The sequence below is a fragment of the endosymbiont 'TC1' of Trimyema compressum genome, assembly GCF_001584725.1.
In the GTDB taxonomy this organism is placed as follows: Bacteria; Bacillota; TC1; order TC1; family TC1; genus TC1.
This window is the reverse complement of record NZ_CP014606.1, coordinates 949,807-966,016: the sequence shown is the minus strand read 5'-3', so window position 1 is coordinate 966,016 and position 16,210 is coordinate 949,807. Positions and strand designations below refer to the sequence as shown.

Here is a 16,210-nt window from a genome sequence, read left to right as displayed (position 1 = left end):
ATGAAAGATAATAAAATAGATGAATATGATGAGGCAATTGCTTATTTAGAGAGCCTTGAAACATTTGGCTGGCAGCCAGGTCTTCAACGTATTGAAAAACTATTATCCATTTTAGGGAGTCCTCAAAATGACTATCAGTCTATTCATGTCGGAGGAACAAATGGAAAAGGGTCTGTAACAGTTACACTGGCGAAAATTTTAAAAGATCAAGGTTATAAAGTTGGTCAATTTATATCCCCTGATATGTTCGATTTTAGAGAGCGAATTCAATTTAATGGTAATTGGACTGAGAAAGCTTCTCTTGTTAAGCAAATTAGAAAAATAAAAGAGGCTATTAGCCAGATGGTAGCAGCTGGAGATGAGCATCCTACTAATTTTGAAGTATCAACAGCCTTGGCATTTCTTTATTTTAGTGAGAAAAATATTGATATAGCAGTTGTGGAAGTTGGATTAGGTGGAGCCATTGATTCTACGAATGTAATTACACCTTTAATTTCTGTTATTACAAATGTAACTATGGATCACAAGGAATACTTGGGCAATACTGAGGAGGAAATAGCTAAAGTTAAAGCAGGCATTATTAAGAATGGTGTTCCTGTTGTGACAGGGAGCCTTGATTCTGATGTTTTGAAAGTCATTGAAGAAAAGGCAAAGTCATGTGGTTCGAAAGTTTATCGCATTGGCTATGAATTTTCTGCATTGCCTAAATCATTTTCTAAAAGAGGGTCTTACTTTATTTTTCAAAATAAGGATTGGGAGAAAAGAATCTTATTTTCTTTAGTAGGTCATCATCAAGTGAGAAATGGTGCTTTGGCGTTGGAAACAATTTGGTGTTTGAAAGAAAATGGCCTTATTATTGATGAAGAGAAAATGAGAGGAAGTATGGAGCATGTTCTCTGGCCAGGGCGCTTAGAGTTAATCGAGTACAAAGGGAAAAGAATACTCTTAGATGCTGCCCATAATGTAGATGGAGCCAAACATTTAGGATTAGCTTTAAAGTCAATTTATCCTTTTCGAAAGTTTGTATTCGTGCTAGGCATTTTAGGTGATAAACAGCGTCAGGAAATGATGCAGTATCTAGGACCAGTAGCTGATGCTATCGTAGTTACAAAGCCTAATAGCCCTAGAGCAGGAGACTACGAAATTATTGCAACTTTAGCTAAAGAATATGTTTCTGATGTTATTTTAGAACCCAATATTGAAGAGGCTGTAGCTATAGGTTTATCTAAAGCCAATGAAAATGATATTGTCTGCATTACAGGCTCTATCTATATGATTAAGGAAGCAAGACATTACTTTAAAGGAGGTTTACTAAAGTGAAAACCGCTAAAATTCCTGAAGTAACCATTATGCGCTTAACAACTTATTCTAGATATTTACTTCATTTAAAAGAGACTGGAAAAAAATTACTTCATCAAGAGAAATTGCTGAGATTACAGGTTCAACATCTGCTCAAGTTAGAAAGGATTTTGCCTATTTTGGAGAATTTGGTGTTAGAGGAGTTGGCTATGATGTAGATAAACTCTATGAAGTAATTTCTGATATTATTGGCCTTCATAGAAATTGGCAATTGGCAATTATTGGAGCCGGACATTTAGGTGGAGCATTGTTGGCTTATTCTGGTTTTGGTGACAGAGGCTTTTATACATCAGCTATATTCGATGCTGATAAAAGTAAAATTGGTACTGAAATTGGTGGGTTAATTGTTGAAGATATTAGTAATTTCAAGACTATAACTAAGCGAGAAAAATAGATATTGCAGTTATAGTGTAGTACCGGATGATAGGGCTCAGAAAGTTGGAGATATTGTTGTAGAAAGCGGTATTAAAGCTATTTTAAACTTTGCACCTATTGTTTTAAATGCAACTCAAGACGTTGAAGTTAGAAATGTAGACTTTTCAATATATCTTGAGATATTATCTTATAATATGTTGGTTAAGGGGTTATAGATGATTAATATAATTTTAGCATCAGCTTCTCCGAGACGAAAAGAAATACTAGAAAATGCTTTAGCAATAAAACCGGAAATAATTATTTCAGGAATTGAAGAATCAGTAGATATTACTAAGTCTCCAGGAGATTTGGTATTGGATTTAGCCTTTCAAAAAGGAGAAGCTGTAGCAGAAGCTTATAAGGAGTCTCTTGTTATCAGTGGTGATACTATTGTTTCTTTAAAAAGAAATATTTTAGGAAAACCTAAAAATGAAAGTGATGCCATAGCTATGCTTAAATCGTTATCCGGGCAGTGTCATCGAGTTTATACGGGACATTGTGCTTTTTTATGAAGGAAAAGTTGTTAAGGGTCTGTCAACATCCAATGTATATTTTAAAGAGTTAAGTGATCAAGAAATCTTTAAATATGTTGCTACAGGTGAGCCTTTAGATAAAGCAGGATCTTATGGTATTTAAGGACCAGCCAGTGCTTTTATAAAGCAAATTGAAGGGGATTTCTATGGCATTATGGGATTATCACCTTATATAGTCAATGAATTATTTCAGCGTTTATCAATTGAAGTGTAATGAAGAGGAGGATGGATAATATGAAAAAATTAGTTTTGTATGAACCTGCTAAGGATGCTTTATCAGAAGGCATGTCTTTGGGAGATGAAGCCCTTTTTAGAATTTTAATTTTTATTAATGAAATGGCACAAAATGAGGATATAGCAATTGAGCGCTATAATATTAAAGATGATCCTAGAGCTTTTGTTATTAATAAAACAGCAAGCAACTTAGTAAAAGAAAAAGGTCATTCTGTATTGCCTTTAGTACTTTTAAATGATTTTGTAATTAAAGAAGGTGGCTATCCAACAGATGAAGAATTAACAGAGGCTTTAAAAAGAATTGCAAACTAAATAATAATGTAAAAATAGAATTAAACTAAAATAAACTTCCTTTACTATGGAGAATAATTTACTATGGAGAATAATTAGTAAGTAAAGGAAGTTTTTGTATGTCAAATATTACAATGAAGGAGCGACCTATAAGTATACATCCTCGAGAGAGAAGTGTAGCTGTTGGCATAGCAAACTTAACGGACCAGGAATTAATAGCTATTGTTTTAAGAAGTGGTTATCAAAAAATAAAATAAGTGAATTATCTGTTAAAGAACTATGCCAAATTAAAGGTATAGTAAAAGCAAAAGCTATTACTTTATTAGCTGCTTTAGAATTAGGCAAAAGGTGCCTTTTATTTGAAGAACTAACAACACCAATTATTACTTCGTCAAAAAAGCTGCACAGGTTCTGGAAAAAGAACTCATGGGATTGAAGAAAGAACATTTTTTAGTCATTCAGTTAAATACTAAAAATCATATCTTAAAAGTTGAGACAGTTTCTATCGGTAGCTTAAATGCTTCAATTGTACACCCCCGTGAAGTTTTTAAAGATGCTGTAAAAAATAGTGCCGCCTCAATTATATTAGGGTATAATCATACTAGTGGTGATCCTCATCCCAGTCGGGAAGATTGCCAAGTTACTGAGAGAATTGTCAAAGGAGGTATTTTGCTTGGCATAGATGTTATTGATCATGTAATTATTGGAAAAGGCAATTATTTTAGCTTTAAGGAAGAAGGAATGATATAGTCTATGGTATAATGATATGTGGTATCTTTTCAAGTTTAAAGAATGTGTAAAAAGTAAGAGTTGAGGATATCCCCAACTCTTTTTTTATGTTATAATAAAGGATGGCTAATGGTCGGAAAATATCAGCAAATTTTGAAATTAAATCCTGTTTTTAACAGGAGAAATATAAATCAAAAAAAGGAGTGGAAACATGTTTGGTTTCGGAGTAAAGGATTTAGGGATAGATTTAGGAACAGCTAATATATTAGTGTATATCCGCGGAGAAGGCGTCGTAATGCAGGAACCTTCCGTTGTAGCTGTTCAGCAGCACACAAAGGAGATTGTTGCTGTTGGTGAAGAAGCAAAACAAATGATAGGTAGAACACCTGAGAATATTACAGCAATTCGCCCATTGAAAGATGGTGTTATTGCTGATTTTGATGTAGCGCAGGCAATGCTTCGCTATTTTATTGATAAAGCTAGAGGACGTTTTAGCTTTTTTAAACCTGTAGTTGTTGTGGGAATTCCTTCTGGCATTACAGCCGTTGAAGAACGTGCTGTCAAAGAAGCAGCTTTACAGGCAGGTGCTAAAGAAGTTCAATTAATTAGAGAACCTATGGCTGCTGCAATTGGTGCTGGTCTTCCTGTTGAAGAAGCAACAGGCAATATGATTGTGGATATTGGGGGAGGTACTACTGAGGTAGCTGTAATATCCTTAGGTGGTATTGTTACCGATCAGTCCATCCGTGTTGGTGGTGATGGTATGGATATTTCTATTGTGAATTATCTCAAGAAAAAATACAATCTAATGATTGGTGAAAGAACAGCAGAAGAAATTAAAATTAATTTTGGTAGTGCTTATTTTCTAGATACGCCAGAAGATTTAGAAAGAAGACATTCACGTTATGCTGTTAGAGGTAGAGATTTACTTGAAGGATTGCCAAAAACCATTGAGATTACTGGCGATGAAGTCAGAAGTGCTCTGGAAGAGCCTCTTGCCAGAATGGTAGAAGGCATTCGTTACTGTTTAGAAAATACACCACCTGAATTGTCTGCTGACTTAATTGATAGAGGCATCATTTTAGCTGGTGGTGGCTCACAATTATATGGTTTTGATCGCTTAGTTAGAGATGTTACAGGTATGCCTGTTTATGTGGCTGAAGACCCATTATTGGCTGTAGCCAAAGGCACAGGGTTAGTAGTTGATAATTTATCAGAATGGAAGAATATAATAGGTAGCGATAAATAAAAATGGACAAGAAAATTAAAAAGGGCACTGGAGACTTCAAAATAAAGGTAGTCATCAGTGTCATTGTCATTATTTTTGTAATTATTATGAGAATAACAAGTACAACTCAGTTAGGATTAGGTCCTGTTGAAAGTATTATGAGGGAAGTATTTAACCCTGCTCAAACAGCTTCCTATTCGGCCGGGAACGGTATTGTTAATTTTTTTAAGGGTTTAGTAGATTATAAAAATGTTAAAGATGAAAATGATGAAATAAAAAAAGATTTAGCTCGCTTGGAAACAGAAAACAACATACTCCAAGAATACAAAGTTGAAAATGAGACTTTGAAAAAAACATTAGATTTACAGAAAAGTAATAAAGAGTTGCAAATTGTAACGGGTGAAGTAGTTGGAAGAAGTATTAAGGAATGGTATAAAACTATTTCCATTAATAAAGGATCCAATGACGGTATTAAGGAAAATATGCCAGTAATTACCTATAAAGGTTTAGTTGGCCGTGTAACATCTGTCACAAATAGTACTGCAGAGGTTACACTTATTACTGATTCTAAATATGGAGCTGTAGCAGCTCTTGCGAAAGAAATCAGGTATCCTGGTATTGTAATTGGCGAGGATGATGGTTCCAATCAATTAAAGATGATTCAAATTCCCTCAGATGCACCTATCCAAGAAGGCTTTGAGATTATTACCTCAGGTTTAGGTGATATGACCTATAAAAATTTAAAAATAGGAAAAGTAAAGTCTATAGAAAACGCTTCTGATGGCTTAATGAAAGAAGCTATTATTGAGCCTTATGAAAATTTAAATAGTTTAGATTTTGTAATGGTTATTACTAGTCAAGAGTAAAGGTACTAGGAAAGGAAAGAGGCCAGTGAAAAAATTATATATTCCCATTTATATTCTGCTAGTAGCTTTTTTTCTTATTTTGGAATCAACCTTTTTTTCCAGACTGGATTTTTTTGGAGCCCAGCCTAACTTATTATTGATTTTTACTATAACACTTACTTTTTTTATAAGCAGAGAATCTAGTATTGTTTGCGCCTTAATCGCTGGTGGGATTGAAGATTTTTATATTGGTAGAATGATTGGCAGCAATGTAATTGCTATGGTTTTGACTATCTTTATAATTAGTCGTTTTACTTCTAGAATTATTAAAGAAAATGTATTGACACCTATTGCAGTTATTTTTATTGGCTCCATTATAAATGGTATAGTAATGGCAGTCTTAATGGTCTTAGCAGGCAATGGGGGATTACTTAATTTAATGTATGTAAAAAATATGTTATTAGGTAGTGTTTATAATGTATTAGTTTCTTTAGTTATTTATCCTATAACCTATTTGATTCTCCATAAATTTAAAGGGGAAGAAAACAAATGAACAAAAAAAAAGATAATGAAGGTAATGTTCATGGCTATTTAATTTTTATTGCTGTTGTGTTCCTCATTTTAATAGGTCGTTTATTTCAAGTCCAAGTTATTAATGGCGCGAATTATCAGACTCAATCATCAAATAATACACTGAGATTAATTGATATTCCAGCTAAACGAGGAGATATTATAGATCGCAATAATGAACCTTTAGCAGTTAGTAGGCCAATGGCTTCAATAGCAATAGACATTAATGCTCCAAAAGACGACTATGAAAAAACCATCTATAACTTAAGCGAATTACTTAAACCTTTAGGTTTTGATGAAGAAAAAATAAGAAAGAAAATTGAAGACAAAGGTGCCACTGGCGCTTATGGTGTAATAGAGATTGTGAAAGTGCCTTATGACCAAGGGGATGGCATGCAAATTATTAGTAAAATCTATGAGAGAGCTGCCATTTTGCCGGCAGCGAAAGTGCAAATAATACCTACCCGCTATTATCCTCAAGAAAGTGTTTTAGGAGTAACCTTAGGTTATGTTGGGGCCATTAACCAAGAAGAGTATGAAAAAAATAAAAGTATTTACAAGCAAACTGATTCAATTGGTAAAATGGGACTGGAAAAGTCTCTAGAGCAATTTAAAAAAGAAGGTACTGATTTAAGAGGGCTTTATGGTATTAAGGGAACTCAAGAAGTGGAAGTTGATATGGAGGGGAAAACCATTAAAACCAAAGGGGAAATCAATCCTTCTAAGTCAGGTGATAATTTTCAATTGACTATTGATTTAAGGTTGCAAAAAGCATTAGAAACAGCTTTAGATGAGCAAATTAAGATTAGCCAAGGTTCAAATCCTAAAGCAGGCAGTGGCTCAGCAGTAATAATGGATGTTAAAACTGGGGAAATTTTAGCTATGGCCTCAAAACCTTATTTTGATCCTAATGACTTTGTTAATGGTTTAAGTGAAGATAAAGCCGATTATTATATTAGAAGTTTACAAACACCTATGGTGAACAAAGTTTTAAATACACCTTACCCACCTGGTTCTGCATTTAAAATGACTACTGCTCTTGCTGGATTAACTTATGGTAATTTAACACCAAACTCTCAATTTACTTGTAACGGTAAATTTTGGGAACCGCCTTATATTCCGTGTACAGGTGTTCATGGAACCATTAATCTTGAAACAGCTTTGAAAGTATCATGTAATGTTTATTTTCAAGCAGTATCTCAGCAAACTGGAATAGATAATATTTCTAAAACAGCAAGACAATTAGGCTTAGGTGTTGATACTGGATTTACAGATATGTCAGGTGTATCAAAAGGATTTTTGCCAACACCAGATTCTAAATCTGCTTATGAAAAAGAGTATTTAGAAGGCATTAAGGAAAATTTAAATGGTGCTGCAGCTGATAAAATTGTTGCAATTAATCAAAATAGTAACTTAAGTGAAGCTGAAAAACGAAAACAAATTGAAGCAGTTGAAGGGGAAAGAGATGAGACTATTAGTGCCGCCACATCTAATTATGAATGGGCAAAAAGTTGGTATCCTTATGATACATATAATTTATCAATTGGACAAGGTATGAATAACTATACCGTATTACAATTGGGTCAATATGTTTCAACTATTGCCAATGGCGGAACCCGCTATAAACCTATATTAGTTAAAAAAGCTGTAACTGGTGCCGGAGAAGTTGCCGAAGTTGCCTATGAAGCTCAGCCAACAGTATTAAATAAATTAGAAGTAGCTAAGGCTGATTTAGATTCTATTAAGGCAGGTATGTATCAAGTAACTCAATCTGGTGGTACAGCTGGGTCGGTATTTAGTGACTATAGTATTCCTGTTGCAGCTAAAACAGGGACAGCTGAGACCGGAAGAGCAACGGATAATGCGAAAACAGACTATTATGGCGTTTTTGTTGCTTTTGCGCCTTATGATAATCCGCAAATTGCTATTGCAGTTATTGTAGAATATGGTAAGGGTAGTTCAACCTCGGCGGCTTGGGTTGCTAAAGGAGCATTTGACGCTTACTTTAATAAATAAAAGAGGAAAAGATGAATAGAGACTTATGGAAAAAAACAGACTGGATTTTTTTTGGTCTAACAATGCTTTTAGTTGCAATGGGTTTTGCACTAATATTTTCTTCAGCTAAAGGTTTAGCTGAAGATGCTAACTTAATTATTATTAAATCCATCTTTTTTCTGATAGTTGGACTGATTATTATTTTTATAGTAGGTTCAGTTGATTATTTAAAATACATGGAAATGGAAAAACTTTTATATGCTATTATGATGATTATGCTGTTAGCTGTCTTGGTTTTTGGACAGGATATTAATGGAGCAAAAAGCTGGTTTTCATTAGGTGTATTCGGTATCCAACCTGCGGAGTTTAGTAAGATTCTTTTGATTTTGTGTCTTGGGGGATTTTTTAATAGAAATTTTGATAATCTCAATACCTGGACACAAATGTTTAAAGCTTTCCTTTATATATTGCCACCTTTTGCATTGATTATGCTTCAGCCTGATTTAGGGACTGCAATGGTCTATATTTTTGTTGTTTTTGGGATGTTGTTTTTTTCAAATGCGAATAAAAAAATTGTTTGTATTATTTTATTCAGTGGATTAGGATTAATTGTAGGTTGGTTAGCACTACACTTGATTTTTGGAGTGCCTATTCCTTTAGCAGAATACCAAATACAGAGATTCACTGTATTTTTAGACCCATATAATGATGGTAAAAACGGATTAGGAGCAGGCTATAATATTGTTCAAGCGCTTATTGCATCTGGTTCAGGTGGCCTTTTTGGCAAAGGTTTTGGCAATGCCGCTCAGATTAATTTTTTGCCTGAGCATCATACAGACTTTGCTTTTTCAGTTATTGGTGAAGAATTTGGATTTATTGGCGGGGTTGTTCTCTTGGTCATTTATTTCTTCTTTCTTTTAAAGGCTTTGTCTATTGCTCATGAATGTTTAAATCACTATGGTTTTATTGTAATTATTGGTTTTGTTAGTATGTTTATGTTCCATATTGTTGAGAATATAGGTATGAACATTAGTTTAATGCCTGTAACAGGTATTCCGTTGCCCTTCATAAGTTATGGAGGTAGTAATTTATGGACAAATTTAATGGCCTGCGGTATTATTATCAGTATTAGTATGCGGCGAACCAAGGAGATATTTTAATAGAGGGGTAGAGTAGTATTGTGAAGCAAGATAATTTAAAAAATAAAATTGAAAAAAAACTGTTGCCAAAGGTTGAAAAGCCAGGTCGCTATATTGGTGGTGAGTGGCACAGTACAGATAAAAGTTTTAAGGAAACAAAATGTCAAATGGCATTTTGTTTTCCTGATGTTTACGAGATTGGAATGTCTCACTTAGGGATGCAAATACTTTATGGCTTAATTAACGAAGAAACAGATTTTTTAATGGAACGGGTATTCTGTCCTTGGCCTGATATGGCCTCTTTAATGGAAGCTGAAAGTATACCACTTTTTTCTTTAGAATCTTATACACCTTTAGCTCAATTTCCTATTGTGGGATTTACTTTGCAATATGAGATGAGCTATACTAATATTCTTAAAATGTTGTCATTAGGCAATATTCCAGTGACAAGAGCAGAACGAAAGAAGGGGATTTATCCAATAATTATTGGAGGAGGACCTTGTGCTGTAAATCCAGAGCCAATTAGTGATTTTTTTGATCTTTTTTTAATTGGTGACGGAGAAGAACTTTTACCTCAAATTTTAGAAGCAGGAGCAGCCTTTTTAAAAGAAGGCTTTATTGAGGACCGAGAAGGTTTTTTTAAGGCAATTGCTCATTTAGATGGTGTTTATATTCCAGAGTGGTATGAGGCTCAATATGAAAATAGTGTTTATAAAGGTACTTTTCCTACTAATAATGAAGCTAATGAAAAAATTAGGAAAGCTATTGTTAAAAATCTAAATCAAGCCTACTTCCCTACAAAGCCTGTAGTTCCTTTTGTAGATGCTGTTCATGATAGAATGATGCTTGAAGTACTAAGAGGTTGTACTCATGGTTGTCGTTTTTGTCAAGCTGGCATGATTTATAGACCAGTAAGAGAAAAAACAATAAAAACTTTAATGGAACAGGCCCATCAATTAGCCCTTAATACAGGCTATGACGATATTTCCTTAACATCCTTGAGTACGGCTGATTATACAGGTGTAGAACCTTTAGTAAGTCAGCTAATGGCTGATTTTGAGAAAGAGAAAATAAGTGTTTCTTTACCATCATTAAGAGTGGATACATTTTCAATTAATTTAGCAAAAATGATACAGACTGTTCGTAAAACAGGCTTTACTTTTGCGCCAGAAGCCGGGACTCAGAAAATGCAAGATGTAATTAATAAAGGGGTTACAGAAGAAGATTTAATTGAAACAGCTACAGGTGCTTTTAAGGCTGGCTGGAAAAGAATTAAGCTTTATTTTATGATTGGGTTACCTGAGGAAACTGACAAAGATATAATAGGGATTGCTGAATTAGGTAAAAAAATTCTTGCATTAGGAAAAAGTTTAGGAGTTAGAGGATTGACGATTACTGTTAGTGTAGCTTCTTTTGTACCAAAGCCATTTACACCATTTCAGTGGTTTGGCCAAAACAGTCAATCTGAGCTGGAGAGAAAACAGAGACTACTTCGAGAGCATATTCAGGGAAAAGGTCTTAAATTTAACTATCATAGTGCGCCTTTAAGTGTTTTAGAAGGTATGTTAGCTAGAGGGGATAGACGATTGAATAAGCTATTGTTAAAACTTCATGAAAATGATTGCTACCTTGACAGTTGGGATGAGTGGTTTAAGCAAGATGCATGGAATGAGGCATTAGCAGAAACTGGAATTAATATTACAGAATATAGTGAACATTTTTTTGCTAAGGAGGAGCCTTTATACTGGGACCATATTAATATAGGCGTTGCCAAGGACTATTTGTGGAAAGAGTATAAAAATGCAAAAAAAGAAACTCTAACAAGAGATTGTAGAAAAGGATGTACAGGCTGTAGTCTTTGTAATGAAGAGGAAGGCTTAAAATTAGATTTAAAAGGAGCATACCGTGGTTAAGTATATTATGTTATTTAAAGTGGAAGGCTCATTAAAATATTTATCTCATTTAGAGTTAATGAAGTTATTCCGCCAATGTTTTAAAAGAGGTCAACTTCCAGTAGCTTTTAGTGAAGGTTTTAATCCTCATATGAAGCTGTCTTTTGCTTTAGCAAAAGGCGTAGGCCTTGAAAGTGAAGGGGAGTTATTAGAATTAGAAGTTGAATCAACATTAAATATGAAAAAAGCTTTAAAATTGGTTAATAATAATCTGCCTAAAGGTATAAAAGTTTTAGAAATAGAAGAAAAAACTGAAACCAACAAATCATTAACGGCTCTTTTGGAAAAAGCGGAATATGATATTGTTTTTGCTTGTATGGATGAGAACAGAAATGAAATAATGAATAAAATCGATTCATTTTTAAGTCATCCTTCAATTTTAATAACTTTAAAAACAAAAAAAGGCATTAGAGTAAAAGAAGTTAAAGAGGAGATTATAACGTATAAATTAAGTAAGAAAAAGGGCATTGTTGATTTAAAAATTCTCACGACTTGTGGAAGTGAGAGAACGCTTCGTATTGAACCTCTAATTAAAACTTTAGTTCAAGCTATTGGTTTTAATGGAGAGTATACTATAAAGAGGTTGGCTTTATATGGAGCTGATAAAATACTAATCCATTGTATTTAGAAAGGAAATTATTATGGCATCAAAAGTATTTTGGGGACTGATTTTTATTGCAGCAGGTGTAATTATAGCATTAGACTTATTTAATATTGTACCTTTTAATCAAGGCTTTTTAGGGGTTATACTTCCTGTGATATTTATCATTTATGGTATTTTTAATATTATTCAAAATAAGAAAATTTTCTTTGGTGGATTCACTATTGTTTTATCACTTATTTTCTTATTAGGTAATTGGTTTGTCTATTTCTGGAAAATTTTATTTCCAGCAATTCTAATTCTCTTAGGACTCCAGATTATTTTCGGCAAAAAGACTAATTACAATAGTAATTGTGATAACCAAAACAACGATAATAGCAACAATAATAAATAAAGGTGGTAAAAATGAAAAGTAAAATTATTATAGGTTTAATATTAATCATAGGCGGGTATTTTAATAGCTTTATCAAGTCTAAATATTATGCCATTGGCAAACTATGTCATTAAAATTGCAATTGCAGTCTTATTTGCAATTTATGGTTTATATCAATTGATTTTTAGAAGAAGTATTTTCTGGGGAGGTTTAGTTACTTCTATAGCTGCTATGTTTATTTTAAGTTATTTTGTTGAAAATGCTTGGAATTTCTTGGTGCCTTTAATTTTAATTTTTTTAGGTTTAGAATTTATATTTATTAAAACTGGAATTATTAAGATAAAAAACATGATAATATGACAAGAGAAGATTCTCAAGGAGATACTATTTATGTAAGTTCTATTTTATCAGGTAATGGAAAGCGTGTTGTTTCAAGTCATTTCAAAGGTGGATCTGTTTCAGCTTATTTAGGTGGATCTGAGGTAGACTTAACAAGTGCTACTATAGCTTCTGAAGGTGCAGTTATTGATGTTAATTGTATTATGGGTGGTATTGAATTTAAATTACCTGCTAAAATGAAGTTGCAAAATGAGGTGACTGCAATTTTAGGCGGTTCTGATGTTGAAGGAAGTCCTTCATCTGTCACTGAAGGTTCTACACTAATTGTAAGAGAGGTACTTGTGCTTTTGGAGGCATTAGCTTCAAGTATATATCCTAGCCTTGACATTACCCTAATAGTGGGTTAAGATTAAGTTAGTTTTCTAGGGTTCCGCACAAAAGTGGTCTGGTCCGAGGTAAAACCCCAACAAATAAGTTGGTCACGGAAGGATAAAAGCCTGGGAGAGTAATCTCCTAGGCTTATTTTTTGTAGAAAATGAGGTGTAAAAAATGAGTTGGCTTATTTTATTAATAGCAGGAATCTTTGAAGTAGTTTGGGCAACAGGACTTAAATTTTCAGAAGGCTTTAAAAAGCTAATTCCCCCTATCATTACTATTGCAACAATGGTTGTTAGTGTCGTTTTACTATCTTTTGCAATGAAAACACTACCTTTAGGGACTGCTTATGCAGTTTGGACTGGTATTGGTGCAATTGGTACAGTAATTTTTGGTATTTTTGTATTTAAAGAACCAGCAACTATACCAAGATTAACATTTGTTGCTTTTATATTAGTAGGCATTATTGGTTTAAAAATAACTTCTGGAAGTTAGGCGTTATAAGCATAAAATTAATTAATAAATGGGTCAGTAGCATACTATAGTCCGTTGGTCCATTTTAATTTGGTTTAGATAATTTCTGATATTGATTTTCTCATTAATCTTAAAAAACTAAAAAGTGCAATAACAAGTCCGAAAACTAGTACTATTCACATTAATAGAAGTATATGGTTTATAAAATATTAGATTTTAGGATTGGCAATCGTTATAAAAATGATATAGTAATTCAGATAGTATAAGTGTCTTCAAGAAAAATAAACTTGCGAAAATATTAAAATGAATTTTTCAGGGAAGTTAGTGCTATTTTATTGCATAATAGTTAAAAAAAAGGTATAATAATAATGTTCGTTTACAACCCCGTGGAAAAGGTTTTAAAAGAGTTGAATCTCTACCTAATCAGGGAGTCTTTTGCGGAGGAGGTGCAAATAGTATGTACGCAGTAATAGAAAATGGCGGTAAGCAATATAAAGTTTCTGAAGGCGATGTTTTACGTCTTGAGAAAATCGAAACTAAAGTTGGTTCTTTAGTAGAGGATTCTAAAGTGTTGCTTGTTAGCGATGGAAAAGAAACAAAAATTGGTACACCAGTTGTTGATGGTGCAAAAGTTACTTTAAAGGTAACCGATCATGGCAAAGGTGAGAAAATTATTGTTTATAAAATGAAACCCAAAAAAGGCTACAGAAGAAAGCAAGGTCATAGACAACCTTATACTGAAGTAACTGTAGAGAAAATTCAAGGCTAATGAATAGTATTGTAATCTATAAGGATAAACAGGGTAATTGGTGTGGTTTTGAAAGTTGTGGTCACATTGGTGAATATGATGAAGAAGCAGGTCAATACAGTTTAGTCTGTTGTGCCTTATCTATGCATTTACAGACAATTGCTTATTCTTTGGAGAAGCATATGGATTTAGTCAAGTTAATAAGAGATGATGAGGCAGGTTATTTAAAAGTGATTTTTAAAGGAGATTCTCCTTTATTGCTAGGCATTGAAACTGTATTTTTAAATGGCTTAACCTTACTTAAAGAAGATTATAAGAAATATCTTAAGGTCCACGAAGAGGAGGTGGAGTATCATGTTTAAATTAAACCTTCAACTATTCGCTCACAAAAAGGGGCAAGGTAGTTCAAGAAACGGTCGTGACAGTAATGCCCAAAGATTAGGTGTTAAAAGAGGCGACGGCTGTGTTGTCAAGGCAGGGAATATTTTGGTACGCCAAAGAGGAACTAAAATTCACCCAGGCAATAACGTAGGATTAGGCAAAGATGACACTTTGTTTGCATTAATAGATGGTGTTGTGCGTTTTGAAAGAAAAGGCAGAGATAAAAAACAAGCCAGCATATATGCAGTCCAATAAAAAAATGATTTAGAAGACGACTCCCCTTAATTATATTAAAGGGGAGTTTTTTCACTTAAAAGGAGTGTGCTCAATGTTTTATGATAAAGTAAGAATATTTATAAAAGGCGGTTACGGCGGTAATGGCATGGTCTCTTTTCGAAGAGAGAAATATGTTCCTGAAGGAGGACCTAGTGGCGGTGATGGTGGTCTTGGAGGATCAGTTTTTTTAGTTGGGGATAAAGGCGCTACTACTATGATTGACTTTAAATATAAGAAACATCATAAAGCAGCAAAAGGGGAAAATGGTAAAACCAGTAATATGCATGGTAGAAATGGACAAAACCTCTATTTGAAAGTACCATTAGGCACTATTGTAAAAGATGAATTAGGAAATGTATTGGCGGATATTATTGAAGATGGCCAAGAGGTGTGTGTGGCTGCTGGCGGCCGAGGTGGCCGAGGCAATGCCCGTTTTATGTCCAATAAAAACAAGGCTCCGAGAATGGCTGAAAATGGTGAGCCAGGAGATGAAAAAACGATTTATCTCGAATTAAAACTACTGGCGGATGCTGGGATAGCAGGTTATCCTAATGCAGGAAAATCAACTTTAATCAGTAGCGTTTCCAATGCTAGACCAAAGATTGGAGACTATCCTTTTACAACCCTTAATCCACATTTAGGCGTTGTTTCATTAGGCGATAAAAGTTTTGTTTTAGCTGATATTCCTGGCTTAATTGATGGCGCAAGTGAAGGGATTGGTTTAGGACATCAGTTTCTTAAACATTTAGAAAGAACTAAAGTTATTGTTCATCTTCTCGATGCTGGCGGCTTTGATGAGGAAAGAGATTTATTTGAAGATTACACAAACATTAATAAGGAGCTAGCACTTTTCAATGAAGCATTAGGAAGGAAAAAGCAAATTATTGCTGTTAATAAAATAGATGCATCAGGTGCGGAAGAAAAAGCTGAGATATTTATCAAGAAACTTAGAGAATCAGGGGTAGAGGATCCCGTATTTAAAATATCGGCTGTTACTCGACAGGGTTTAGAACCATTTTTATATGAAGTATTAAAATGGGTTAAAGAAATTGAAGCACCAATCATTGCAACTGTAAACCATAAAATTACCCAGTTGGAAGATGATTTGATTTCGGTAGAAATTGAGCCATTAACAGGTATTTTTATTCTTAAAGGATATGCTGTAGATCGTGCTTTTAAAATGGCTTACTTAGCCAGTGATGAAGGCATCAGGCATTTTCATCAACAGTTAGTGCGAATTGGTGCCATTGAATTATTAAAAGAAAAAGGTGTTCAAGCTGGAGATGCAGTTAGAATTGGTAAAACAGAATTTGATTATGTAGACTAAAATGCTATAATCAAGAGAAGATAGAAT

General features: G+C 33.7%; 22 protein-coding genes, 1 pseudogene and 1 riboswitch. All 23 genes and pseudogenes read left to right on the top strand.

All coding sequences use genetic code 11. The features are described 5' to 3' along the window. The 23 genes and pseudogenes from AZF37_RS06005 (at position 1) to obgE (ending at position 16,183) form a co-directional block, all read left to right on the top strand. The gene (locus AZF37_RS06005; protein ID WP_088370011.1) at positions 1–1,320 is read left to right on the top strand and encodes a bifunctional folylpolyglutamate synthase/dihydrofolate synthase; all 1,320 of its coding nucleotides are present in this window, start codon (positions 1–3) and stop codon (positions 1,318–1,320) included. A gap of 29 nt (positions 1,321–1,349) precedes the next feature. After that, positions 1,350–1,411, top strand: a pseudogene (locus AZF37_RS13580) (hypothetical protein); the annotation flags it as partial. A gap of 12 nt (positions 1,412–1,423) precedes the next feature. Further along, a complete protein-coding gene (locus AZF37_RS11690; RefSeq protein ID WP_342668708.1) occupies positions 1,424–1,753 on the top strand; it encodes a redox-sensing transcriptional repressor Rex in 330 nt (109 codons plus the stop codon). A gap of 196 nt (positions 1,754–1,949) precedes the next feature. After that, positions 1,950–2,285, top strand: a complete 336-nt coding sequence (locus AZF37_RS11685) for a Maf family protein (RefSeq protein ID WP_245611909.1) — start codon at positions 1,950–1,952, stop codon at positions 2,283–2,285. After that, positions 2,272–2,409, top strand: a complete 138-nt coding sequence (locus AZF37_RS11680) for a Maf family protein (RefSeq protein ID WP_245611908.1) — start codon at positions 2,272–2,274, stop codon at positions 2,407–2,409. The genes AZF37_RS11685 and AZF37_RS11680 overlap by 14 nt, the downstream gene beginning before the upstream one ends. Positions 2,410–2,540: 131 nt before the next feature. Beyond that, the gene (locus tag AZF37_RS05990) at positions 2,541–2,852 is read left to right on the top strand and encodes an arsenic metallochaperone ArsD family protein (protein WP_162473938.1); all 312 of its coding nucleotides are present in this window, start codon (positions 2,541–2,543) and stop codon (positions 2,850–2,852) included. A gap of 98 nt (positions 2,853–2,950) precedes the next feature. After that, positions 2,951–3,088, top strand: a complete 138-nt coding sequence (locus AZF37_RS10510; protein ID WP_162473937.1) for a UPF0758 domain-containing protein — start codon at positions 2,951–2,953, stop codon at positions 3,086–3,088. A gap of 169 nt (positions 3,089–3,257) precedes the next feature. Further along, complete coding sequence (locus AZF37_RS05980) at positions 3,258–3,581, top strand: JAB domain-containing protein (protein ID WP_088370008.1); 324 nt, start codon at positions 3,258–3,260, stop codon at positions 3,579–3,581. A 190-nt stretch (positions 3,582–3,771) separates the two neighbouring features. Next, a complete protein-coding gene (locus AZF37_RS05975; protein ID WP_088370007.1) occupies positions 3,772–4,809 on the top strand; it encodes a rod shape-determining protein in 1,038 nt (345 codons plus the stop codon). Between the two features lie 2 nt (positions 4,810–4,811). Then, a complete protein-coding gene (gene mreC, locus AZF37_RS05970; protein WP_088370006.1) occupies positions 4,812–5,654 on the top strand; it encodes a rod shape-determining protein MreC in 843 nt (280 codons plus the stop codon). A 25-nt stretch (positions 5,655–5,679) separates the two neighbouring features. Then, positions 5,680–6,186, top strand: coding sequence for a rod shape-determining protein MreD (gene mreD, locus AZF37_RS05965; protein WP_088370005.1), 507 nt, complete (start codon positions 5,680–5,682; stop codon positions 6,184–6,186). Further along, positions 6,183–8,219, top strand: coding sequence for a penicillin-binding transpeptidase domain-containing protein (locus AZF37_RS05960; RefSeq protein ID WP_088370004.1), 2,037 nt, complete (start codon positions 6,183–6,185; stop codon positions 8,217–8,219). Before mreD ends, AZF37_RS05960 begins: the two co-directional genes overlap by 4 nt. An 11-nt stretch (positions 8,220–8,230) precedes the next feature. Continuing rightward, positions 8,231–9,358, top strand: a complete 1,128-nt coding sequence (gene rodA / locus AZF37_RS05955; RefSeq protein WP_088370003.1) for a rod shape-determining protein RodA — start codon at positions 8,231–8,233, stop codon at positions 9,356–9,358. Between the two features lie 20 nt (positions 9,359–9,378). Next, positions 9,379–11,250, top strand: coding sequence for a TIGR03960 family B12-binding radical SAM protein (locus AZF37_RS05950; protein WP_088370002.1), 1,872 nt, complete (start codon positions 9,379–9,381; stop codon positions 11,248–11,250). Next, positions 11,243–11,917 (top strand): TIGR03936 family radical SAM-associated protein, encoded by a 675-nt coding sequence (locus AZF37_RS05945; RefSeq protein WP_088370001.1) that lies wholly within the window; start codon positions 11,243–11,245, stop codon positions 11,915–11,917. Before AZF37_RS05950 ends, AZF37_RS05945 begins: the two co-directional genes overlap by 8 nt. 13 nt (positions 11,918–11,930) lie before the next feature. Continuing rightward, entirely contained in the window at positions 11,931–12,284 is a 354-nt protein-coding gene (locus tag AZF37_RS05940) for a LiaF transmembrane domain-containing protein (RefSeq protein WP_088370000.1), read from the top strand. 87 nt (positions 12,285–12,371) lie between these two features. After that, positions 12,372–12,623 carry a hypothetical protein gene (locus AZF37_RS05935; RefSeq protein ID WP_088369999.1) on the top strand — a complete coding sequence of 84 codons (252 nt, stop codon included), beginning with the start codon at positions 12,372–12,374 and terminating at the stop codon, positions 12,621–12,623. Beyond that, on the top strand, positions 12,620–13,009 hold the full coding sequence (locus AZF37_RS05930) for a LiaF domain-containing protein (RefSeq protein ID WP_088369998.1): 390 nt from the start codon (positions 12,620–12,622) through the stop codon (positions 13,007–13,009). The genes AZF37_RS05935 and AZF37_RS05930 overlap by 4 nt, the downstream gene beginning before the upstream one ends. Before the next feature lie 4 nt (positions 13,010–13,013). Further along, a riboswitch (guanidine-I (ykkC/yxkD leader) is annotated at positions 13,014–13,108 on the top strand. A gap of 43 nt (positions 13,109–13,151) precedes the next feature. Beyond that, a complete protein-coding gene (sugE, locus tag AZF37_RS05925; RefSeq protein ID WP_088369997.1) occupies positions 13,152–13,472 on the top strand; it encodes a quaternary ammonium compound efflux SMR transporter SugE in 321 nt (106 codons plus the stop codon). 436 nt (positions 13,473–13,908) lie between these two features. Next, the gene (gene rplU, locus AZF37_RS05920) at positions 13,909–14,220 is read left to right on the top strand and encodes a 50S ribosomal protein L21 (RefSeq protein ID WP_088369996.1); all 312 of its coding nucleotides are present in this window, start codon (positions 13,909–13,911) and stop codon (positions 14,218–14,220) included. Continuing rightward, on the top strand, positions 14,220–14,561 hold the full coding sequence (locus AZF37_RS05915; RefSeq protein WP_088369995.1) for a ribosomal-processing cysteine protease Prp: 342 nt from the start codon (positions 14,220–14,222) through the stop codon (positions 14,559–14,561). Before rplU ends, AZF37_RS05915 begins: the two co-directional genes overlap by 1 nt. Then, entirely contained in the window at positions 14,554–14,835 is a 282-nt protein-coding gene (rpmA, locus tag AZF37_RS05910) for a 50S ribosomal protein L27 (protein WP_088369994.1), read from the top strand. Before AZF37_RS05915 ends, rpmA begins: the two co-directional genes overlap by 8 nt. Before the next feature lie 73 nt (positions 14,836–14,908). Next, positions 14,909–16,183, top strand: coding sequence for a GTPase ObgE (gene obgE / locus AZF37_RS05905; protein ID WP_088369993.1), 1,275 nt, complete (start codon positions 14,909–14,911; stop codon positions 16,181–16,183). Positions 16,184–16,210 lie beyond the last annotated feature (27 nt).